Genomic DNA, 21368 nt, shown 5'->3' on the forward strand with positions numbered 1-21368 from the left:
GACCTCTCTGGGGTGCAGCTTTCGCCGCACTGTCGGTATCGCGCAGTAGTTACTGCATTCCCGCAAGCGGGTTTTCGTCACAAATCTTGGCGGGCGGACGCATCATCAGTGTCAGTGGCACCGATGCACGTGGGGTCTTACGTTGACCGGAACGGGAGTGGTCGACGCTGGACTTCGGGACCTCTCCCGCCGACGCCAATGCCATTTCACCGTTACCGATGACGCATTCGGGGTCAGGTCCGTCCATCGGCAGTCCGGTGAAGAACTTGGCTGCCATGCAGCCACCCCGGCAGGAGTCGTAGTGATTGCACTTGCTGCAGGCGCCACCGGTCTGCGGCGAGCGCAGCTCCTCGAACAGGTCCGAGTGCTGCCAGACTTCCTGGAATCCACCGTCTTTCACGATGTTTCCGGCGAGGAACTGCTCGTGAATCGCGAACGGGCATGCGTACACGTCACCGACCGGGTCGATCAGGCACACGACGCGGCCCGCGCCACAGAGATTGAGACCGGGCAGTGCATCGCCGAACGCGGAGAGGTGGAAGAACGAGTCGCCCGTCAGGACGCCTTCGCCGTTGGCCACCAACCAGTTGTAGAGCTCACGCTGCTGCTCGGGGCGTGGGTGCAGGTCGTCCCACACGTCGGCGCCGCGGCCCGAAGGGCGCAGTCGAGTGATGCGCAGGGTCGCGTCGTACTTGTCCGCGAGAGCCTTGAACTCGTCGAGCTGACTGACGTTGTGCCGCGTGACGACCACCGAAATCTTGGCGTCCTTGAAGCCGGCTTCCTTCAGGTTCGCGAGAGCCCGCTCGGCCATTGCGAACGAACCAGGCCCGCGCACAGCGTCATTGACCTCAGCGGTGGCACCGTCGATGGAAATCTGCACGTCGACGTAGTCACTGGCCGCAAGCCGTGCCGCGACCTTCTTGTCGATCTTCACGCCGTTGGTGGAGAACTTCACGCCAACCTGGTGGTCCGTTGCGTAATCGACGAGCTCCCAGAAGTCGGAGCGTACCGTCGGCTCGCCGCCACCGATGTTGACGTAGAAGACCTGCATACGTTGCAGCTCGTCGATGATGGACTTGCACTGTTCGGTGCTCAGCTCGTTGGGGTCACGGCGACCCGACGACGAAAGGCAGTGCACGCAGGACAGGTTGCAGGCGTAGGTGAGTTCCCACGTCAGGCAGATGGGGGCGTCGAGTCCGAGTTCGAACTGATCGACGAGGCGACCCACCTTGGCGGGCGGAGAGGGCTGTTCAAGAACTGAGGTCATGGCTGTGTCCTCGCGAAGAAATGAAGCGGGCGAACGTGCAGAAGGGCTGTTCCGCACGTGGGGGCGAGCGTCTGGCTCAGACAGGCACGATCATGTGCGAATCGGCGAGAGTGCTCAGCGCGCGGGCATATTGGGGAGCCGCGTCATCTTCGATGCCTTGCGCACGTAGTGCGGACCTGACATCAGGATGGTCTGGCAACGCCTTGACCACCGCAACGATGGTCGTGTTCTTCAGGAACGACAGCTTGCGCGTTCCGAAGTGGTAGAGCAACGCCCCGAAAGGTTCGGGGCGAAGCGCTACCTGCGGGTGGAGTTTCCACCCCGCATCGAGATCCAAAGCAGACACGGTCAGTACACGCCGCACATGCCGTCGATGGAAACTTCCTCAACGAGGGACTCCTCGACGAGGTCGTTCTCGAGCGCCTTGTTGTCACGATCTGACATGGATTCCTCCTGCGGTCGCACTCCGTCTGGAAGTCTGTAGATCAGACTTCCAACCTGGGAGTTGGTGGTCACTAGTGGGACTTCACTGTGACTCGGTTCACCACTGTAATGGCATCGAGTGCAGAATGACACACATGGAGCGAAAAAAGTATGCGTAGCCGCAAGAAACCGTCCGCTCGGATAGGTCGTCGCCCCTCCACAACGAGGGAGGGAATCAGCACGATCGGCATCGAACTGTTCTCCACCGTCGGCTTCAACGAGGTGAGCGTCGACCAGATAGCCGACGCCGCCGGCATCGCGCGTCGGACTTTCTTTCGCTACTTTCCGTCCAAGAACGCCGTCCCCTGGGGCGACTTCGACGGACATCTCGACGAGATGCGCGAGCACCTGGATTCACTGCCCGCTGACATACCGTTGGTCGACGCACTCGAATCCGCATTGTTGACGTTCAACACCTTCCCGCCGGAAGAGACTGCGGTACATCGCAAACGGATGGAATTGATCCTCGAAGTTCCGACGCTTCAGGCATACTCTGTGGTGATGTACGAAGGTTGGCGGCAGGTGGTCGCCGACTACGTCGCACGCCGAATGAATCTCGAGCCGACCGATCACGGCCCACGCACGGTCGGCTATCTTCTGCTCGGGGTCGCCATGTCGGCGTACGAACAGTGGCTCACCGACGATTCACTCGAGCTACCGGAACTCTTGAAAACAGGCACGCAGTCCTTGCGGACCGGCATCACCACCTGAGAAGCATCACCACCTGAGAAAGGCGATCATGTCCACCATCACGAACGAACCGGTCCTGGATTCACTGGCACCGTCGACGCCGGGCTTGTGGTCGTTCGGGCATGTCACCGTCGAGCGTGTCGATTCCGGTCCGATCTCGCTCGATCGTCGAGGCGGCCGACTCCACGTCAGGCACTCCCTCACTCCCGCCGATCTGAGCGAGCGACTCGTGGCCGGAGTCACCTCATCGATCCAGGACGCGGAGTTCGGTCAGGACGAATTCGAGTTGACGATGGTCGGACTGGTTAGGTCCACCGTGGACGGCGCTCTCGAATCCTGGACCACCTACTACCGGAACTCCCTTGCCGAACTACTGGACGGCACTGCAGATTTCGCGCCGATTCACGACAAAGCCGAAGAACTGGTTCGCGGTTCCGTACTCGATCTGGGTTCCTGCTTCGGTTTCCTGCCCCTGCGGCTCGCGCGCGCCGGAATGGACGTGACCGCCACGGACATCCTGCCCGGAACGATGATCCTGCTCGACGCGGTAGCCCCCGAACTCGGCATCACGATCGACACGGTGATCTGCGACGCGGGTGAAGTACCGGCACCGGACAACAGCGCCGACACCGTCACCGCAATTCATCTCCTCGAGCACGTCGACGACTCGGTCGGCGAAGCCGTGATCGCGCAGGCACTCCGAATCGCACGTCAACGGGTCGTCATAGCCGTCCCCTTCGAAGACGAAGCCACCGCGTGCCACGGCCACATCCGTACGTTCGATCTCGAGTCACTGTGTGCGGTCGGCCGGCAGACCGGTGTGCCGTTCGAGGTATTCGAGCATCACGGCGGCTGGTTGGTGCTGGACGCATCGGCCGCCTGAAAAGAACTAGCCTTCTTTCAGCGTATGGGCGACAAGTGCATTCGCGTGCCCATGCCCCATCCCGTGCTCCGACTTCAACCAATTCACCAATTCCATGTGCTTGGTGAGGTCTGAGCTTCTGATCAGCTCTTGCCACTCACCGATCGGCCGACCGTATTTCTTCTCGATCGACGGAAAATACGACGCCGGGCCTTTCACGGGTTCAGTCATGACCGGAATCTACCTCCACCGCCCGACAATATTCGCGCACCTGCGGTGCCCGCATGTCCGCACCTGCGGAATCGCTGGGTAGATACGCGACCATCGGATTATGGTCGAAGTACACCCACCCCAGAGCACAGGAGTTTCAGAGATGCGACTGTCCACACGAAATCAACTCACCGGCACCATCACCGAGGTCAACCTCGGCACCGTCATGGCAACGGTCAAGGTGAAGTTGGACGGCGGCAACCAGATCGTGACTTCGTCGATCACCCGCGATGCCGCACTGGATCTCGACCTCGAACCAGGCCAAGCTGCAACGGTATTCGTGAAGTCCACCGAGGTGACGATCGGCGTCGAATAACTGGTGATCGCTGCGATCAGGGCCGGGTGAGATGCGTGGTCATCGTGTAGTTCTTGCTCGGCCCCGTCACGGTCCAGACGACCGCCCAAGCCGATCCATCTACTGCAGTGACGTCGATTCGCCCGCGGTAGGTGTCCGCACCGCACAGGTGCTCGACTTCCTCCCCCGGCGCCCAGTCGTGGAACTCTCTGCCGTCTTCGAATGTCACGGCCCATTCGAGGCCGCGCTTTGCAATGAACAGAGTGCGGAACACTGGCAATTCCAGATCGCCGTCACGCAGAGTGCCACTCTCGTACCAGCGCATCCGACCGTCACCGGCGTCGGAGATAGTGGTCTCGCCGAAGACATGCTTGGTGGAACCGGAAAGGCGGTCGACGATGTCGCGCTCTAAGTGCCACGTTCCTGCCAGCGCCCTCGGCTCGATCTTCGCGTCGTCAACCATGTGACGATTCTAGTGACCCTGGACAAGGACTTGCGAAGGAGCCGAACGCACTGCGTGGAGTATGTTTCGAGTACACCCGGAACACGCAGGAGATTCACACAGACATGAATGATTCGGCCGCCCTTCACCAACGCACAGTGTTCGCCGAAGATCTCGAGATCGGCCAAGTGATCCCATTGGGCTCGTATTCGGTGACCGAAGAGGAGATCGTCGAGTTCGCAACCCAGTGGGATCCCCAGTGGTTTCACATCGACAAGGAAGCCGCCGGGTCCGGGGTCTTCGGCGGGTTGATCGCCAGCGGGCTGCACACCCTGTCGATCTGCCAGAAGTTGGTGGTCGACAGTCTCTACGACCAGTGGAACGTGATCGCCGGAAAGTCCATGCGCGACGTGAGCTTCCTACGTCCACTTCGCCCCGGTGACACCCTGAGCGGAAAGGTCACCGTCGACAACGTCGTGTTCGACAATCGCGCGCGGGGATTGGTCACCATCACAGCGAAATTGGTCGATGCAGACGGCAATCGCGTTCTCGACGTAGTCACTGACGCCTACCTGCACTGTCGCCCGACTCGCGGACAGTGAATTATCGGTAAATTCCGCACCGCATTGTCTGAATTGCCGTACTTTCAGTGACGTTGCGACGCAACAGCACCCATCCCCGCAAACAGGAGTTCCTCACACATGAGCAGCCTCGGCGAGATCAATCCTCTCGGCATTCTTCAGATCCTCATCTACATGCTCTTCGGTGGGTCGTCCAGCACTCCCGAGTGACCCTAGCTTGCCATAGCCATAGTCAGCACCTAGGGTGCTGACTATGGCAATTAATAGTCAGGCGTCCGCGACGGTAGCGCCGTCGACCGACGCAGCGTGTCATCACACCGAATTCGACTCCAGCTGGCGGAGTTTCGACGGCATTCAGGGCGGACTCGCCGTTGCACGGATGCTGCGAGTGGCTGCCGACGCGTCCGGAGCCGAACCTCTGGCAGTCACGGCGCACCTGGACCGCCCCGTCCCTCCGGGGCCGGCCGAGCTGACTGTCGACGATATGCGGGGCGGGCGGACCGTCAGTTGCCACGTCACGCTGACCGGTTCGGGATCCGCTCTCGTTCGGCTAGCCCGCGACACAGGAGGCACAACGATGTCCGCCCCTGTCGCCGAACCGACTCCGGCCGACCCGTCAACCCTGCCGCCGCTGGAGATCCCGGTGGATTTTGTGCCGTTCTCCCAGCACCTCGACATCCGGCCGATCAATTCCGCGAGGCCGTTCGCCGGTGGCGACTCCCCGGAATTCGACGTCTGGATCCGATTGCTCACAGACCTCGATTTCACGGCCCAAGAGCGCGCCGCGGTCCTTCTTGACGCGCTTCCGCCCGGATTGTTCGCGACACTGACGATGCCCGTGGCTATACCCACTATCGAGTTCACCGCGCATTTCACACCGGAGCACCTCACGGCAGATCCCCAATCACTGTCACCGTGGTATCGCCTACGCCACGGGACCGCCTGGGCGACAGACACTCTCTGTGTTGACGAATCCGAACTATTCGACTCGACCGGACGGCTCGCTGCTCGAGCTCGCCAGCTTCGTCGAATTCTGAGTTGAACTCCCAATTGAGTTCAGCCCTACTACACCTGGAGGTCGCGACGACGGAACGCAACAAGCGATGCTGTCGAAAGCACTACTGCCACAACGATCATTGCCAGCAGCGGTAGAACTGTCACTGGCTCGGCGGGGGCACCCGGCACGTGGGTGAACGGTGACAGATCCAGCACTACCTGCGGCAGCTTCAGCAATGTTCCGAGTTGCCCGAGCACGATGCACGCCGCCAAGATTCCCCAGGAGAGCGCCGACGTGTAGGTCGGAAACAGTCCGAAAGCCAACGACACCAACCCCACGACTACGAGCACCGCAGGCAGATAGGCCAAGGCAGCGCCGGTCATGCGAAGTGTGTTGCCGCCGATGTCGTCCGTGACGAGCCCGAAGGCAAATCCGGTGAAGGCACCCATCAAGACGTGCGCGAGGATCACACCGCCCACAACCACACCCAGGTGGGAAAGCATCCACCTCCACCGCGACAAAGAGGTTGCCAGCAACGGTTCGAGCCGTCCCGATGTTTCCTCGCCCCGCATCCGGAGAAGACTCTGGACCGAATATGCCGCGATCACTATCGAGGTGAGACCGAGAGCAGTGGCCAAGTACGAATCCACCAGATCCGTACCGCCGCCACCGAGTTTCTCGAACATCTCCGCGGTTTGCTGCGACGATCCCACCATCGCGTCGATCTCGTTGCCCACAGCGCCGTAGGCGAACCCGAGAATGACAACGGCAAAGATCCACCAGAACATCGTCATTCGCTGCATGCGCCACGCCAGGCCCCAAGCCGACGGCAACCACGATGCTGCGGTCGGTGGGCCGGGCCGGGGCTGCACGAGCCCCGCTCCCTGATCACGATGGCTGATGAGAACAAACGCCACCATCACGTGCACAACCGCAAATCCGACCAGTAACAACAGGATCCACCAGGCGTCGTCGTCGAAAGGTCTGATCTGTTGCGCCCATCCGATCGGCGAAAGCCACGACAACCAACCGCTCACCACGCGAGTTCCGTCGTCGACGACCGTACTGTTCACGTCGCCGATCGCGCGCAGCATGAAGGCCACACCGATCGCGGCACCCGCCAGACCGTTGGCCGTACGAGCACCGTCGGTGATCTGCGCAGTCACCGCCGCCACGCCGGCAAACGCGATTCCGGCCCCACCTATCGAGGCACCCAACGCGAGCGAACCAAACACCGGCAAACCGACGGCGATCGATCCCAGCGCAATTCCCAATGTCAGAACCAGGTTTGCACCGACCGTGACAATCAGTGCGGACGTCAGAAGCGCTCGCCGACCCACCACCGCAGCACCGATCATCTCGGCACGGCCGGTCTCCTCGTTCTGTCGTGTATGACGAACCACCGCAAGGGTGCTCATCAATGCCGCCACCAACGCGAACACGAGCACCGACTGACTGGCGACTATCGCGCCCTGCGAATCGCCGGACACGATTCCGTTGGTCGCCAGCGCCACCGGCGATACCGCGGAACTGACTGCGATGTTTCGTAACTCCTCGGGGGTCGAGTACAGCCCGGTCACACTGGCGACAACCAGCAGCATGAACAAGACGATCGAGATGACCCACACGGAAAGCTGAATTCGGTCCCGTCGCAAAGCCAACCGGACCAGTCGGCGCGTGCCGGTGAATTGACTTGCCGAGGCCGGTACCGGTGGAGCGGCCTCGACAACAACGGTCATGGCCGTACACCGGTCTCGGCTCGCAGGTGGACCGAAGTCTCCCTGGCGCGCTCGTCACCGTAATGACGCAAGAAGAGTTCTTCGAGTGTCGGCGGAGTGGAAGTGAGCGCCACGATTCCGAATCCGACCAAGTACGTCATGAGTGGTCCGAGTTGCGCGCTGTCGACTTCGCAGGTGACGTGGTTACCGTCGATCACCGCGTCGTGGACACCGCCGAGCCCGTCGAGTCCGCCGATCTGGCGCTGTGTCTCCGCCGAGATGGACGTGCGCGTGAGATGCCTGAGTTCGGACAGCGTTCCCTCTTCCACCGTCCGCCCGTCGCGGATGATGCTCACGCGATCGCACAGCGCTTCGACCTCGGCGAGGATATGGCTCGACAGCAGGACCGTCTTTCCGGCGTGAGCCACCTCCTCGACGCAGTCCTGAAACACCGCTTCCATCAACGGGTCGAGCCCCGATGTCGGTTCGTCGAGTACGTAAAGGTCGACGTCGGACGAAAACGCCGCCACGAGTGCAACCTTCTGCCGATTACCTTTCGAGTACGTCCGCGCCTTCTTGGTCGGGTCAAGTTCGAAGCGATCGAGCAACTCGCTGCGGCGTTTTCGGTCCAAGCCACCGCGCAGACCCGCCAACAGATCGATAGCCTCCCCGCCGGTGAGGTTGGGCCACAGATTCACGTCGCCAGGCACGTAAGCGAGACGTCGATGCAAGGTAACAGCGTCTCGCCACGGATCGCCGCCGAGAACAGTTGCGTCTCCGGAGTCCGAGCGGAGAAGCCCGAGGAGCACCCGAATAGTGGTCGACTTTCCAGAGCCGTTCGGTCCCAGGAATCCGTGCACTTCACCTGCTGAGACTTCGAGGTCGAGGCCGTCCAGCGCGCGGGTGGTACCGAAGGTCTTGACGAGGCTTTTCACTGAAATTGCCGCACCCATGAATTTGACCGTACGCCGATTTCACAAATGTGTGAAGATAGAAAAGAAGAAAAGATCGAAGGGTTCCGATGACCGACACCAGCCACACCGTTGCACCGGACGAGAGCCGACATTATGTCGAGCGACTCTCACTCGTTCTGAGCGACATGGGTTTTCCGCCGATGCCTGCACGCGTCTGGGCCGCGTTGATGACCAGCGAGACACCCTCGTCCACGCCAGGAGATCTCGGATCCCGATTGGGAGTGAGCCCCGCCGCCATTTCCGGAGCAGTCAGATACCTCCAGCAAGTCGGATTGATCGAGCGAGTGGCCGTCCCCGGATCGAGGCGTCAGCACTACTGCGTCAGCGTCGAGATGTGGGCCGACGCGTTTGTCACGAAACAATCGTCCCTCTACCAGGTCTCGGCAGTTGCGGACGAGGGCATTCGGGTCCTCGGTGAAGGCACTACGGCCGGCGATCGTATGGAAGATCTGCGCGACTTCTTCGACTTCATGGCCGCGGAAATGCCGCGCATGCTCGCGGACTGGCGCTCCCAGCGAAAAGACCGGACACCTGGAAGGTAACTTCAGGTTTACCCGCATTTTCGGTGGGGTACCTCAATTCTCGTTCCAGCATGATGAGGTGCGCTGTACCCGAGGAGTTATTGATGAAGCTGTCGATCAGGGGCGCGAAGACTTCACCGACGCCACCCTCCGCACGAACCGCTTCACCCGAAACCTGTGAACAATCGATTTCCTTGAACCGCAACGCCGCCGGGGCATTCGCCGGCGATCATCACGCACTGTCGAAACTCCTGGCCCGATTGCACCCTCGCGTCGTTCTCTACTATCGCGCCAGGCTTCTCGGGACGCCTGTCGCAACATTCGCCGACGATCTCGCCCATCAATGCACCCTGGACGTCGTCACACGAATGTCCGAAACGATCTCGGCCGACACACGCATCGAGAACTTCGCCTACGAGTTGGCCTCGCAACGGATTGCGTCAATTCCCCAGTCACGCAACATCGACGGACAATTCAAACGCCCACGTCGCCTCACCGACGACCAACGTGAGGTCCTGGTATTGCGAATCGCAGTGGGTCTGACTGCCGAGATGACCGCGTCGACTCTGCGCACAACTCGATCGAGCGTGCTCCTCGTACAGCATCAGGCGCTGCGCGCCTGGGCGGTCTCCGAGCGGAGCTAGATCAGACCTTGCTTACTCGCGGCGTAGACGGCCTCTGCTCGCCGACTCACCTCGAGTTTGCGCATGATGTTGCTGACGTGGAACTTGACCGTGGTCGGCGAGATGAACAGTCGCTCACCGATCTTGATGTTGGACAAGCCGTTTGCGAGCAGTCTCAGTACTTCGAGTTCACGATCGGTCAATCGTTCTTTGGATGACGACTGCCCGTTGAGCGATCGGACGACAGCCGATGCGCTGCGAGAATCGAACGCACTCTCACCCCGCGAGACAGCCCTGATCGCACGTACCAATTCGGTGGTGTCGACGTCTTTGACGACATAGCCGCGAGCGCCCGCGTGTACCGCTCGCACCACCAGTTGATCGTCGAGAAAGGTGGTGAGAACCAACAGTCCGAGCCCGGGATGCGCCGAAGACAACTGGCCACAAAGGGTCAGTCCCTCGTAGTCGGAACTGGCGGATAGTTTCAGATCCATCAAGACGATGTCCGGGCCCACCTTGTCGACCACGGCAAGCGCCTCGGCGAGAGACGAAGCCTCCCCCACGATCTCGAGGTCGCTTTCGCGCTCGAGAACCGAGCGGAGCCCTTGCCGCAAAATTGCATGGTCGTCGACCAGAACGATTCGAACCAATCCCTGAACCGGCGATGCTCCGCGGGTGATGACGGGACGCGCAGTGGTCATGATTCCTCGCTCTCGATTTCAGTGGTGGAGCAAAGATTGTCGACATCCGCCTGGAGCGGAAGTGCCTGTGGCAGTGGTAGTGGCAGTCGCACGAGAATCTGAATTCCACCGATCCGCGCGCGCCGTACTTCGAGCGCACCACCCAACTCGAGAGTTCGTGTCTGCATGTTCGCCAGTCCGCGATGACGGCCGTCGACGTCGTTGGTGGCTGCGAGTTTGAGGATCAGACGCATCCGCGCAGGGTCGCCGTCACCGTCGTCGGAAACCGACAGCAGCACCGTATCCGCTCGATAGGTCAACCGCAGGACCGCTCGACTCGCATGGGCATGCACCGCAACATTGAACAGCGCCTCCCCCGCGATCCGCAGAAGAGCGTGTTCGGCATCGCCTGGAAGCTCGGTCGGGGTGCCGCCGACGCGAACGCTGACCGCCAACTCGTCCGGCATGTGAACCACGCCGAGCTGCTCGAGCATCTCGGGCAGCGACGTCCGGTCCGCGTCCGAGGAATGATTGAGCGCGTAGATCGCCGAGCGAAGCTGCTCGACCGCCCGCCTGGTCAAATCCTTTGCCAAGTCCAGTCTTTCACTGCGTTCCGCCTCCGGGATGTCGCTCCGGCAGACCTCGATCTGCATGCCGGCCGACAACACAGCCTGTGTCACGCTGTCGTGAAGTTCGCGGGCGATCCGGTGCCGTTCGTCGTCGACCACCTGGTGCCGGTGAGCCACTCCGAGTTGACGCTGCGTGGACTCCAATTCGCTGTTGCGCACCGCGAGGTCGGCTGCAGTGCGATTGGCCTCCGCATATGCGTCTTCGGCTCGTTCGAGCAGTAGTTGTCCGCGCTGGTAGAGCGCCGAGTTCTGCAGGGCCACAGCAGTCTGGCTGGCCAGAATGCTGAGCACGGCTCCGTCCGTCGTATCGAGTGTCCGGTTAGCCGGCGTCCAGGCAGCAAAGGCGCCGACCACACCGCCGCCGAGTACGATCGGCACAAACGCATAGTGAGCGTCGATCACCGAGTTGGATTCGATTCTTCCGCACCGGATGTCGTCGAGGCATTCGACGACGTCCTCCGGAAGCGGTGGCCCCTCCACGTTGTCGACCAGAAAAGGGGTGGCGTCCGGGCCGAGAACCAATCGCCGTGGTCCGGCGTCGGGCAATGTTCCGTCGGCCAAGGCGAAGACTATCCAGTTGGCACTCAGATGAGCACGGGCAGCTTCCGCCACCGCACAGACGAGGGTTTCCGGCCCCTCGACGGTTCGCACCAAAGCCCGCGAGATCAATTCCAACGCATGTACGACGCGTTCGAGGCGCTCGGCAGCGCCGCGGTACTGCGGATAAAACGAACTCTTACCCGAACGTAAACCGGTGAGTCGCGACAGGTCCGCGGTCATCGTCTGCACCGCATCACCCTGCACCGCATCACACTGTCCCTCTTCACAAGGCACCTCGGAACAACGCCACCATCTGCTCCTGCGTCGCTTCCCTGGGATTGGTGGACATGCAGGCGTCGAGCAACGCGAAGCTGGCAAGTCGACTGAGGTCTTCCTCGCGAACACCCAACTCCCCCAGCCCCTTCGGGACCCCAACCTCCCGGGCGAGACGTTCGACCCGGTCGGCCACCGCCAGCGCTGCTTCCTCCGGGGTGCCGTGCTGTTCAGGAAGGCTCAGTGCCGCAGCGATGGCAACAAAGGGGGCAGCATCCGTCGTGGAATTGAATCGGATGACGTGGGGCAACAGAATTCCGTTGATGACGCCATGTGGCAGATCAAGCATGCCGCCCACCTGATGGCTCATGGCGTGCGCGGCTCCGAGTATCGCGTTGGTGAACGCCAACCCGGCCTCGAGACTCGCCTGCGCCATCACCGATCGAGCTTCCATCTCCATCGGGTCCTGGATCGTGTTCACCAGATTCTCCGTTACGAGGCCGACCGCGCGGAGCGCGTGATGATCGGTCAACGGATTGTGCGCCAGTGAGACGAAGGCTTCGATTCCGTGCGTCAGTGCGTCCAATCCCGTTGCTGCATTGAGCCACTCGGGCATCGTCGTGAGCAACCGCGGATCGATGACCGTCACATCTGGCACGAGGGCACGGCCGATGATGGTGATCTTGGTGCCGCGGGTCGTGTCCGTGACGATGCAGAACTGCGACACGTCAGCGCCGGTGCCGGACGTGGTGGGAACCATCACCAACGGCGGGATCGGTTTTGTCGCCTGATCGACACCCTCGTAGTCGAGTATGTTGCCGCCGTTGGCAGCGAGGACGGCTACACCTTTTGCCGCGTCGATGACGGAACCGCCACCGAGCGCGATGATGACGTCGCACTCGCCTTCCTGGTACACCTCGAATCCGGCCGCGATCTCGAAGTCCTTGGGGTTGGGCGTCAGCCCTGACCACACTGTCGCGGTCAAGCCCTGCTCCGTGAGATGGTCCTCGAGTTCGCTGACCCACCCCGCGTCGATCAAGCCGGGATCGGTGACCAGAAACGGGCGGAACCCGCCGAACCGCAGAGTCGCGTGTGCTGCCTCGACCAGGGAACCGATACCGAAGACGATCTCGGGGGCGTGAAATTTGACCAGTCGAGCAGCAGTGCCGCGGCGATGAACACCGTGGTTCACAGCATCCGGATATGCCACGGACACGACCCCACTCTCCTCTCGCGCGGCACCGAGATCACCGCTTCGCGAATTCCCAGCTCGCTCGCCCGAGCACCAACTGGTGTGATCCACCTTACAAGTGCTGGCCCCGAGCCTACGCGGACAGCAGTCGGGGCACACCCACCGAAGGAGAGGCGCTTACCTACCCGTTCGGGCAGGTAGACGTGGCCGGAAAATAGATGGCGCGGCAATCAGGTCCCGTTGTACTTTCGGTTCTGGCCAGAGCGGCCCGTAGTACCGATCCAGAAGGTGTTTATGACCCAGCCCGCGCCGAGCGCGCCTCTCGCCCCTGCACTGCCGGCAACTTCGAGGGTCACTTGCTGATCCCCGAAACGACGGACTGACAGCCGCGAGGCCACTCGGCCTGCTCCTACCTGCTTTGTTCACTCAGCTAGGAGTTCTCCAGTGCCTCAATCACACAATTCCATCTCGAAAACCGACACCTTCTCGTGCATTCAGTGCGGACTCACCGTCATGACGTACGGCCCCGATGGTGATCGCCGAAACCACTGCCCCAGTTGCCTGCATTCCCGACACCTGTTCGACCAGGTGGAAGGTGGACCGTCGGACTGCGGAATGCGGATGGCCCCCATTTCGATCGCGGTGCTGCGAAGCGGCGATTGGATGATCATCCACCGCTGCGCACAGTGCCTCGAACTCACCTCCAACCCCGTCAGCCGTGACGACAACCAGTTGTTGTTGATGAGGATGGCGGTGCGGCCGCTCGCACAACCACCCTTCCCGCTCGAAGCCTTCGGCGACTTGTGAGGGGTGAGAAAGCAGATGCCACGTAGGAATCCCAGCACCCGCGCGCGGCGGGCACCGCAACGGACCAAGCACGTATTGCACGGAATCGGCGGCGAACAAGGATCGAGCTTCCGTTGTCTCACATGCCGTTTGGACCTTTCCACTGCGGCCCCGGGTACCGCACATCGGAACCATTGCCCGAACTGTCTGGCCAGCCGCCACGTGGATGGTCGTGTTCCGGGTGACCGGGCACAACAGTGCAGAGGTGCCATGGCGGCGCTGTGCCTGTCGGTCCGGCAAGACGGTGAGTGGATGCTCGTTCACCAGTGCGTCGAGTGCAATACGTTGAAAGTCAACAGGATCGCCGGCGACGACAACGCCCTGGTCTTGCTGCGGTTGGCGCTACGCCCGTTGGCGGATCCTCGACTGGGCTCGCGCGCGTTGCTAGCGCTCTGATCGATCGTCCGGCGTAATCGCGCGGTCCTGCGCGCGATTGCGCCGGACGAACACCACGAACACGATCCCGGCAAGCAAGCCGACCGCCGTCGGTCCGAGGACCAGTCCCGAATACAGCCACGGGGCAGGTTCTGCCGGAAAGAGGTCCATGAATATGGGTCCGGTGTATGTCGGCTCGGCAAACGGCTCCCGATAGGATCCGCCGGTGAGAATGTGAGGTGATGCCAACGAGTTCCACCACCACTGAAACACGCCGAGCGCCACCAGCCCACACACGGCGCCGAGCACTGTCAGCGCCGCGATCGGTCGCCAGATCGATCCCCTGATTTCGGACATGAGATCAAACTAGTTCACGACGGATCGCGCAGTGACATCGGTGAAGTGCAGTGACATCAGCGAAGTGCGTGCCCCAGTTCAGCGGCCTTTGCCATCAGTTGCGCGGCATCTCGGGCAACAACAACCTCGTCGCAGATCTCCGAATACTCCGGCATCGCGCACGACGCCTGGTTCCAGTAGCGCTGAGGTTCAGGCGTGATCCAGGCCAGACGGTGAACCTTGCGTCGTAACTCTTCCAGCTTGTCCACCTGTGGGGGCAACCCGTTGCACCGACCGTCGCCCACGATGATGACGGACGTCCGTGAGTTCAAGGTGTTTCCGTGCTCGTCCAACAATTCTGTGAGCACTCGACCGTAATCGCTGCTGGCTTCCAGATCCAGACCCGGGTGCGCAAGTACCGCAGCCAGTGCGCCGTCACCGCTACTGGCGAGAAGGGTGTCGGTCACGTCGACCGGACGATCGACGAATGCGAGGACTTCACAACGATCTGCCCGGCGATGCATTGCCTGAGCCAACCGCAGAGTGAACGCGGTGATCGGGCGCACGGACAGCGACACGTCTGCGATGAGAAGTAGTCGAACACGATCGGGGCGAGGAGCTTTCACGACCAGGTGGAAGGGAATTCCGTCGGTGCGCAGACTCGAACGCACCGTGCGTCGCATGTCGAGATGTCCACGAGAGCGCTCCCGGGGCCGTGGTCTGGACGGTCCTCTCATCCGCCGAAGCACCTCGTGGCACGCGAGTTCGATGTCGTTGTGCGTTGCGCCCGCAGCAGATTCGCTGTCGGGCGCATCGGGAGCGCTTTCGGCGAGTGCAGCGGCCGAGAGTGCTTGCACGAACGCTTCGACCGCCTCGACGAGCCGGTTCAGTTGCGCCTGCGTCAGCGGCCCGTCGTCGGAGACGTCCGCATACGCTTTGCTCGGGTCGTATGCATCCAGCCAGGCGAGGATCGACGTCGGATCGTCCCAGGACAACGAACCGACGACTGCTGCAGCAACACTGGTGCTCAGGTCACCGACCACTGCCGACGCGGCACGATCCACGTCGACGGTGTAGCTGACTCCCCGTCGACCGGTCTCCGAACCGGTATCCACCGACAGTTCCGCATCGCTGGACGTCATCGACACATCGTCGTCGTCCTTGTGCGGGTTGAACCCCTTCTCCGCTTCCGGAGTCTCGAAGTAGTCGCCGATCTCGGCTGCACGCTCGTTGTACTCGGCATACCGGCCTACTTCTTGATCCTCGTCGATCCCCAGCGCGGTGGGCAGACCGTCCGCCACCTCGGCGCGCGAAGCCACCCGCTCGGCGTGCGCTTTGCCTGCGGCCGGCCGGAACAGCGCGTCGAATGCCCGATCGAAACCGGCCTGTTCGTGAGAATACTTGGCGCACACAGCCCGAAGACATGCTCGCAACGTCTCACGATCCGAAGCTCCGACCATCGCGAGTACACGCCGAACCTCGATGACCTCGGCCGGTGACGCGGAAACTCCGGCCGCCCTCAGCAATCGGCCGAAACTCGCGGACACCACGTCGAGAACAAACGACGGTTGCCACACGGCGAGGCCACCGAGCGTCGTCATCGCGTCGAACGGATTCCGCTGCCGCCGCGGATTCCCTGTTGATGAGGGTCACGTCCACCCGTGCCCCGGAACACGGCCGTCGTCGTGTTGGCGGGTTTGCTTGCCACCGTGGATCGCTCGATCGGCTCGCCACCGTCACGCGACGGTGATTCGAGACGCTTTCCGTCGAATCGTTCTTTGGCCAGCGTCACATCTGACGAGTACTTGAGCAACGCCGTGAGCAGGATGTCGCGCACCTTGGCGTCGGAAGCGGTGTCGAATCCGCTGGCGGCGAGCACTGTCGCCGCTCTGGCCGCGTCGATGACCTCCGAGATGGACGGGCTCTTGCGCAGCGGGAGATCACGCAAGATGCGAGCCAATTCGACAACTTCGGTGGCCGTAGCCTCATCCACCTCCGGCGCTCGGGCCGTGACGATCTCGCGTTCACGCTCGGACGTCGGATAGCCGAGATGGTAATGCAGACAACGACGCTTGAGCGCGGGTGAGAGCTCGCGGGTGTCGTTGGACGTCAGGATGACCCAGGGCTGCGAGCGGGCAACGAACGTACCGACCTCGGGAATGGTGATCTGCTGTTCGGCGAGAATCTCGAGGAGCAGTGCTTCCATCGATTCCTCGGTGCGGTCCACCTCGTCGACCAGAAGCACTACCGGATCGGGTGAGAGGATCGCTTCGAGCAGCGGCCGCACGGACAGGAAGTTCTCGGAGTACAACCCGAAATCCTGATCGGCCAGAAACTTGGATGCTTCGGCGACGCTGTCGAATTCGGAAACCTGATCACTGATCCGGTCGCGAAGCATCTGCACGTGCAGGAGTTGCTTCGCGTAGTCCCATTCGTACAGGGCCCGATTGTCGTCCAGCCCTTCGTAGCACTGCAATCGCACCAGTTTGCGGCCCCCGATCGCAGCCAGAGACTTCGCCAGTTCCGTCTTGCCGACACCAGCCGGCCCTTCGAGCAGGAGCGGACGCCCCAGCGCCGTCGCCAGATGAACGACTACCGCGAACTCGTCATCGGCAATGTAGTCCTGCTCTCGCAGAGCATCTTTCACTTCGATTCCGCTGGAGAAACTGCGACCGGACATGGAATACCTTTCGATAGGGGCACAGCCCCTGTGCGCGCTCGAGGAGTCTCTGGACTCCTTAAGCGCGCACGGGGCCGAAGGCCCTGCTAGAAGTACGACTTGTTGATCGCGTGATCGACAACCGGGATCATCGACTCCACAGTGACCTCACGAGGGTTACCCGGGGTGCACCAGTCGTCCTGAATGTGCTCGGAGATGGCGCGCACAGTCTTCTCGTCACCCTTGATGACATCACCACGACCCTCGTACTTCTTGGTGTTCATCTGGTTCTTCGCGTACGAGTCTGTGCGAACCTGACCGAAGTTGTCGGGGATACCGACGTCCTTGGCCAGACGGATGGCAGCCTCGACGGCAGCGTCCGCGGCCTGAACCGTGGTGAGGTTGCGAGTGTCGACACCGAGTGCGCCGGCCAACTGGGCGTAGCGCTCGTAGCGCGAAGGCAGGTTGTACTCCCACACACGCGGCAACGCGATGGCGTTGTTCAAACCGTGGTGGCTGTCGAAAAATGCACTGACCGCGTGCGAGATCGAGTGAACGATGCCGAGGCCACCGGAGTTGAAGGCCTGTCCGGCAATGTACTGCGCGTTCATCATTCCCTCGCGGGCCTTGAGGTTGCGCGGCTCGAAGACGGCCTCGCGCAGGTTCTTCGCGACCAACTCGACCGAGTAGATCGCGTTACCGAGCGAAGGCGCGAAATCGAGACGAGACACGAAAGGCTCACTGCCGTGCGCGAGTACGTCGAAGCCGCAATACGCGGTGAAATGCTGAGGGCAGGTGTAGTAGAGCAGCGGATCGTCGATCGCCAACGTGACGATGGTCGCCTCGTCGAAGCCCACCCACTTGTGCGGGTTGTTCATGTCCGAGGTGTCAGTGATGACGTATGCCCACGACGTCTCGGACCCCGTTCCAGCCGTGGTGGATACGGCGATGTGCGGCGGGTTCTCCTTGTTGGTGGACTTGGCGAAGCCCTCGAACTCGTTGATGTTGCGACCGTCGTGTGCGATCACGACGCGAGCACCCTTGGCGGCGTCGTGGCTCGAACCACCGCCGATCGAGATGATCGAGTCGCACTTCTCCTTCTGATAGAGAGCCGCGGCCTCCATGACGTTGTAGTCCTTGGGATTCGACTCGACCTTGTCGTAGAGCACGACCTCGACACCCTGGTACTCGATCTTGCCGACGAGTTCCTCGATGATGCCCGAACCGCGCAGACCGGTCGTCATCAGAAGGGTGCGCTTGAAGCCGAGATTCTTGGCCTCCACACCGATGATGTCGTGAGCGCCCACACCCATCAGGGCGCGCGGGAAGGGGTGGAACTCCTTGATCGGAAAGTCCCAGATCTGGTTGAGCTCGATAGCCATCGGTATCTCCTCATGGATGTGCACGAATGTGACTGCGGGAGGGATTCGAGCCGATTCTTTGTGACCGGCGTCTCACCTGGTTCCCACTGTGTACCGACAAACAGCCCGTGCACAGACTTCGGCAGCTCAACCGCCCGGACGCCGCCCGCGAACCGCCCGTTCGGGCAGGTCGTCGCCACCCCGGACCGCCAGGAAGGCCGGATCAGACTGCCGTGGTTCCCGCTGATCGGGAACGTGTTGCTCGGCGACTACGATCCCCAGTAGCTTTTCATCACTGCTAACATTGAACTAGAACACGTTCTAGATGTTGCACTTCACTGACCTGCGCTTTACCCAGCTTCACGAGAGGACTAGCTTCGCGATGACGACAGTCGAGGTACCGCACAGCTCGCGATCGGCGGTACTCACCGTGTCCGGAGTCATCGAAGAGACTTCCGACGCCCGGTCGCTGGTGTTCGAAATTCCCGCAGAACTGAAGGACAAGTTCGACTACAAGCCAGGTCAATTCCTGACCCTGCGCATCCCGAGTGATCAGACCGGCTCGGTCGCACGCTGCTACTCCCTGGCCAGTTCACCCTTCACCGACGACGCCCCCAAGGTGACCGTCAAGCGAACTGTCGACGGCTACGGCTCCAACTGGCTGTGCGACAAGCTCCAGGTCGGCGACACCATCGAAGTGCTGCCGCCGTCAGGTGTCTTCACGCCCAAGTCGCTCGATCACGACTTCCTGCTCTTCGGTGCAGGCAGCGGAATCACTCCGGTGATCTCGATCCTCAAGTCCGCCCTCACGCAGGGCAGCGGCAACGTCGTGCTGATCTACGCGAATCGCGACGAGAAGTCCGTCATCTTCGGCGCCGAACTTCGCGAGCTGGCAGCGCAACACCCCGGCCGCCTCACCGTGGTCCACTGGATCGAAACCGTGCAGGGACTCCCCGCCGTCTCACAGTTGGCGACACTGGCCAAGCCATTTGTCGCGTACGAGGCCTTCATGTGCGGTCCAGGCCCTTTCATGGACGCCGTCCACAAGGCACTGGCAGAAGCGGGCATGCACCGCACGCAAGTTCACGCCGAGGTCTTCAATTCACTCGCCGGCGACCCGTTCCGTGACGTCGAGGTAGCCGAGGTCTCCGACGAGGAAGCTGCCGACGCCGCAACCGTCGAGGTCGAACTGGACGGTGAAACCCACACCCTCGTCTGGCCGCGCAAGCAGACGCTCGTCGACATCATGCTCGCCAAGGGTCTCGACGTTCCGTACTCCTGCCAGGAAGGTGAATGCGGGTCGTGTGCCTGCACCGTCACCGAAGGCGAAGTCCAGATGGACAACTCCGAGATCCTCGACGCCGAGGACGTGGCGAACGGCTACATCCTCGGTTGCCAGGCGAAGCCGATCACCGATCGCCTGAAGATCGAGTTCTGAACCCTGCTTCGATGCATGACGGCCCCTGATTCCCTGCGGAATCGGGGGCTTTGTCATCTTCTGAGCCATCATCCGCGCCATCTTCCGAGTCCCGCCCCGTAACCCACTCCGGCGCCGTTGTGGGCAACCGCCACAACGCAAGAATCAGCACCAGGGTCACGATCAGGAAGCCCTCACGAAGGACCAACCCCAGCGGCAGCAGGAGCGGCGACGTCTCGATGAACTGCTGCCCCATGCTCGGCCCGCAATAGACGACGGCCAACCCCACAGCGGCCGCACCGAACTGCAGCGGCGATCGAAGCCGAAAGAGAACCGTGACGGCAGCAGGCACGAGATACACCCAGTGATGAATCCAGCTGATCGGCGAAAGGATCGGCGCACTCAAACCGATCACCAACGCCGCATCGACCCCACGACCGACGCGATGTACATCTCGGGCGACCCAGAGCGCTACCGCCGCGCACAGCACGGTCAACGGCATCGCCAGAGACGCCGTCCATGTGCCCAGTGCCGCAAGTCCGCCCTGCAGTGAACTGTTACCGGCACTCGCGATCGCCTGCCCGCTCAAGTCCACCCGGTCACTGAGGTTCCAGACGACGTCCGACCAGAAGGTCCAGCTGACGGCCGGGTCCACCATTGCCGCGACGGCGGTCGCCGCGGCAAATCCGATCGAACTCCAGATCGCGAGTCGCCACTGCTTCGTGACGACGAAGTAGACGATGAACAGCGCCGGCGTCAGCTTGATCGCGGCTGCGACGCCGATCAAAAGTCCTCGTGGAAACCACCGGCCGAATCTCGAATCGCCTCTGCGGGTCACGTCGAGCAGTACGAGCACCATCAGCACCAGGTTCACCTGGCCGAAGGAGATGTGCGCGCTGACGATGGGTGTCACCGACACGGCCAGGACCAATGCCGCCATGACGAGCGGCCGCTTGGGGACGCGAGCGGGAGTGAACTTGGCAACTGTCCACACCACCGCCGCGATGCACAACGCCGACCACAGCAGATAGGCCGTCCACCAGTCGAAGAGAACAGTCGGCCAGAGGAAGATCACCGCGAACGGGGTGTAGGTGAACGGCATGCCCTCGTCGACGATCGACGGGCCGACAAGGTTGCTCTCGTAGATGTTCGAGCCTGCGGCAAATGCCTGGGCAGCGTAGCGGTAGACGAGAAAATCAACGGGTTCGACGGCCCGAACGGAGTACACGAGATAACACAGAGCTGCGACGCCGGCAGCGATCAGTGAACCGATCGTCACAATTCGAGACGCCTCGACACGGGTGGCGGGCATACCGAGAATCGTCCCACAACCTACC

The 21368-nt window shown here is 61.9% G+C and carries 25 protein-coding genes; 10 read left to right on the forward strand and 15 right to left on the reverse strand.

Features of this window, described 5'->3' with window-relative positions; translation table 11 throughout:
• Window positions 1-49: 49 nt before the first annotated feature.
• The 3 genes from mftC to mftA form a co-directional block, all read right to left on the reverse strand.
• Entirely contained in the window at window positions 50-1267 is a 1218-nt protein-coding gene (gene mftC / locus CPI83_RS20175) for a mycofactocin radical SAM maturase (protein ID WP_003942089.1), read from the reverse strand.
• Between the two features lie 76 nt (window positions 1268-1343).
• Window positions 1344-1631, reverse strand: a complete 288-nt coding sequence (mftB, locus tag CPI83_RS20180) for a mycofactocin biosynthesis chaperone MftB (protein WP_007728309.1) — start codon at window positions 1629-1631, stop codon at window positions 1344-1346.
• Window positions 1616-1711: a mycofactocin precursor MftA gene (gene mftA, locus CPI83_RS20185; RefSeq protein ID WP_063836238.1), complete on the reverse strand. Its 96-nt coding sequence runs from the start codon at window positions 1709-1711 to the stop codon at window positions 1616-1618. Before mftA ends, mftB begins: the two co-directional genes overlap by 16 nt.
• Before the next feature lie 150 nt (window positions 1712-1861).
• Here mftA and mftR point away from each other — a divergent pair, with 150 nt between their 5' ends.
• Both mftR and mftM read left to right on the forward strand, forming a co-directional pair.
• Window positions 1862-2461, forward strand: coding sequence for a mycofactocin system transcriptional regulator (gene mftR / locus CPI83_RS20190; protein ID WP_019744253.1), 600 nt, complete (start codon window positions 1862-1864; stop codon window positions 2459-2461).
• A gap of 28 nt (window positions 2462-2489) precedes the next feature.
• Window positions 2490-3323 (forward strand): mycofactocin oligosaccharide methyltransferase MftM, encoded by an 834-nt coding sequence (gene mftM, locus CPI83_RS20195; protein ID WP_029254884.1) that lies wholly within the window; start codon window positions 2490-2492, stop codon window positions 3321-3323.
• Between the two features lie 6 nt (window positions 3324-3329).
• On the opposite strand, the gene CPI83_RS20200 is transcribed toward mftM, so the two are convergent.
• A complete protein-coding gene (locus CPI83_RS20200) occupies window positions 3330-3533 on the reverse strand; it encodes a DUF4287 domain-containing protein (RefSeq protein ID WP_007728313.1) in 204 nt (67 codons plus the stop codon).
• 142 nt (window positions 3534-3675) lie between these two features.
• Between CPI83_RS20200 and CPI83_RS20205 the strand changes: the two genes are divergently transcribed.
• Window positions 3676-3888, forward strand: a complete 213-nt coding sequence (locus CPI83_RS20205) for a TOBE domain-containing protein (protein ID WP_003942061.1) — start codon at window positions 3676-3678, stop codon at window positions 3886-3888.
• A gap of 16 nt (window positions 3889-3904) precedes the next feature.
• On the opposite strand, the gene CPI83_RS20210 is transcribed toward CPI83_RS20205, so the two are convergent.
• Window positions 3905-4330, reverse strand: a complete 426-nt coding sequence (locus CPI83_RS20210) for a DUF6314 family protein (protein WP_097387628.1) — start codon at window positions 4328-4330, stop codon at window positions 3905-3907.
• Between the two features lie 104 nt (window positions 4331-4434).
• On the opposite strand from CPI83_RS20210, the gene CPI83_RS20215 reads away from it, so the two are divergent.
• Together CPI83_RS20215 and CPI83_RS20220 are read left to right on the forward strand one after the other, a co-directional pair.
• Window positions 4435-4911, forward strand: coding sequence for a MaoC/PaaZ C-terminal domain-containing protein (locus CPI83_RS20215; RefSeq protein ID WP_019744257.1), 477 nt, complete (start codon window positions 4435-4437; stop codon window positions 4909-4911).
• A gap of 232 nt (window positions 4912-5143) precedes the next feature.
• The gene (locus tag CPI83_RS20220) at window positions 5144-5932 is read left to right on the forward strand and encodes a thioesterase family protein (RefSeq protein ID WP_070384953.1); all 789 of its coding nucleotides are present in this window, start codon (window positions 5144-5146) and stop codon (window positions 5930-5932) included.
• 23 nt (window positions 5933-5955) lie between these two features.
• Here the strand turns inward: CPI83_RS20220 and CPI83_RS20225 are convergent, their stop codons facing one another.
• Together CPI83_RS20225 and CPI83_RS20230 are read right to left on the reverse strand one after the other, a co-directional pair.
• Complete coding sequence (locus CPI83_RS20225; protein ID WP_097387629.1) at window positions 5956-7626, reverse strand: anibiotic ABC transporter; 1671 nt, start codon at window positions 7624-7626, stop codon at window positions 5956-5958.
• Window positions 7623-8558, reverse strand: coding sequence for an ABC transporter ATP-binding protein (locus CPI83_RS20230; protein ID WP_020968998.1), 936 nt, complete (start codon window positions 8556-8558; stop codon window positions 7623-7625). Before CPI83_RS20230 ends, CPI83_RS20225 begins: the two co-directional genes overlap by 4 nt.
• Window positions 8559-8626: 68 nt before the next feature.
• On the opposite strand from CPI83_RS20230, the gene CPI83_RS20235 reads away from it, so the two are divergent.
• Complete coding sequence (locus tag CPI83_RS20235) at window positions 8627-9121, forward strand: helix-turn-helix domain-containing protein (protein ID WP_097387630.1); 495 nt, start codon at window positions 8627-8629, stop codon at window positions 9119-9121.
• Window positions 9122-9204: 83 nt separating this feature from the next.
• Window positions 9205-9744 (forward strand): RNA polymerase subunit sigma, encoded by a 540-nt coding sequence (locus tag CPI83_RS20240; RefSeq protein ID WP_041815731.1) that lies wholly within the window; start codon window positions 9205-9207, stop codon window positions 9742-9744.
• On the opposite strand, the gene CPI83_RS20245 is transcribed toward CPI83_RS20240, so the two are convergent.
• The 3 genes from CPI83_RS20245 to CPI83_RS20255 are packed head-to-tail and all read right to left on the reverse strand — an operon-like array spanning window position 9741 to window position 13061.
• Window positions 9741-10424, reverse strand: coding sequence for a response regulator transcription factor (locus CPI83_RS20245; protein WP_003942005.1), 684 nt, complete (start codon window positions 10422-10424; stop codon window positions 9741-9743). The genes CPI83_RS20240 and CPI83_RS20245 overlap by 4 nt on opposite strands.
• Window positions 10421-11812 (reverse strand): GAF domain-containing sensor histidine kinase, encoded by a 1392-nt coding sequence (locus CPI83_RS20250; RefSeq protein WP_024487311.1) that lies wholly within the window; start codon window positions 11810-11812, stop codon window positions 10421-10423. Before CPI83_RS20250 ends, CPI83_RS20245 begins: the two co-directional genes overlap by 4 nt.
• Before the next feature lie 43 nt (window positions 11813-11855).
• Complete coding sequence (locus CPI83_RS20255) at window positions 11856-13061, reverse strand: iron-containing alcohol dehydrogenase (RefSeq protein ID WP_080910022.1); 1206 nt, start codon at window positions 13059-13061, stop codon at window positions 11856-11858.
• Window positions 13062-13481: 420 nt separating this feature from the next.
• Here CPI83_RS20255 and CPI83_RS20260 point away from each other — a divergent pair, with 420 nt between their 5' ends.
• Both CPI83_RS20260 and CPI83_RS20265 read left to right on the forward strand, forming a co-directional pair.
• A complete protein-coding gene (locus CPI83_RS20260) occupies window positions 13482-13844 on the forward strand; it encodes an RNHCP domain-containing protein (protein WP_003941922.1) in 363 nt (120 codons plus the stop codon).
• Window positions 13845-13859: 15 nt separating this feature from the next.
• Window positions 13860-14279, forward strand: coding sequence for an RNHCP domain-containing protein (locus CPI83_RS20265; protein WP_097388223.1), 420 nt, complete (start codon window positions 13860-13862; stop codon window positions 14277-14279).
• Here the strand turns inward: CPI83_RS20265 and CPI83_RS20270 are convergent.
• The 4 genes from CPI83_RS20270 to mdo form a co-directional block, all read right to left on the reverse strand.
• Window positions 14268-14615, reverse strand: coding sequence for a hypothetical protein (locus CPI83_RS20270; protein WP_020968992.1), 348 nt, complete (start codon window positions 14613-14615; stop codon window positions 14268-14270). The genes CPI83_RS20265 and CPI83_RS20270 overlap by 12 nt on opposite strands.
• Window positions 14616-14671: 56 nt before the next feature.
• Window positions 14672-16195, reverse strand: coding sequence for a VWA domain-containing protein (locus tag CPI83_RS20275; RefSeq protein WP_097387631.1), 1524 nt, complete (start codon window positions 16193-16195; stop codon window positions 14672-14674).
• Window positions 16192-17274 carry a MoxR family ATPase gene (locus CPI83_RS20280; protein WP_070384956.1) on the reverse strand — a complete coding sequence of 361 codons (1083 nt, stop codon included), beginning with the start codon at window positions 17272-17274 and terminating at the stop codon, window positions 16192-16194. Before CPI83_RS20280 ends, CPI83_RS20275 begins: the two co-directional genes overlap by 4 nt.
• A gap of 86 nt (window positions 17275-17360) precedes the next feature.
• Window positions 17361-18635, reverse strand: coding sequence for an NDMA-dependent methanol dehydrogenase (mdo, locus tag CPI83_RS20285; RefSeq protein ID WP_003942095.1), 1275 nt, complete (start codon window positions 18633-18635; stop codon window positions 17361-17363).
• 361 nt (window positions 18636-18996) lie between these two features.
• Between mdo and CPI83_RS20295 the strand changes: the two genes are divergently transcribed.
• Window positions 18997-20052: a ferredoxin--NADP reductase gene (locus CPI83_RS20295; RefSeq protein WP_097387633.1), complete on the forward strand. Its 1056-nt coding sequence runs from the start codon at window positions 18997-18999 to the stop codon at window positions 20050-20052.
• Here CPI83_RS20295 and CPI83_RS20300 read toward each other — a convergent pair.
• Window positions 20024-21343 carry a glycosyltransferase 87 family protein gene (locus CPI83_RS20300; protein WP_097387634.1) on the reverse strand — a complete coding sequence of 440 codons (1320 nt, stop codon included), beginning with the start codon at window positions 21341-21343 and terminating at the stop codon, window positions 20024-20026. The two genes, CPI83_RS20295 and CPI83_RS20300, sit on opposite strands and share 29 nt — an antisense overlap.
• Window positions 21344-21368 lie beyond the last annotated feature (25 nt).

Origin of the sequence: Rhodococcus sp. H-CA8f (assembly GCF_002501585.1) — a bacterium.
Classification (GTDB): domain Bacteria; phylum Actinomycetota; class Actinomycetes; order Mycobacteriales; family Mycobacteriaceae; genus Rhodococcus_F; species Rhodococcus_F erythropolis.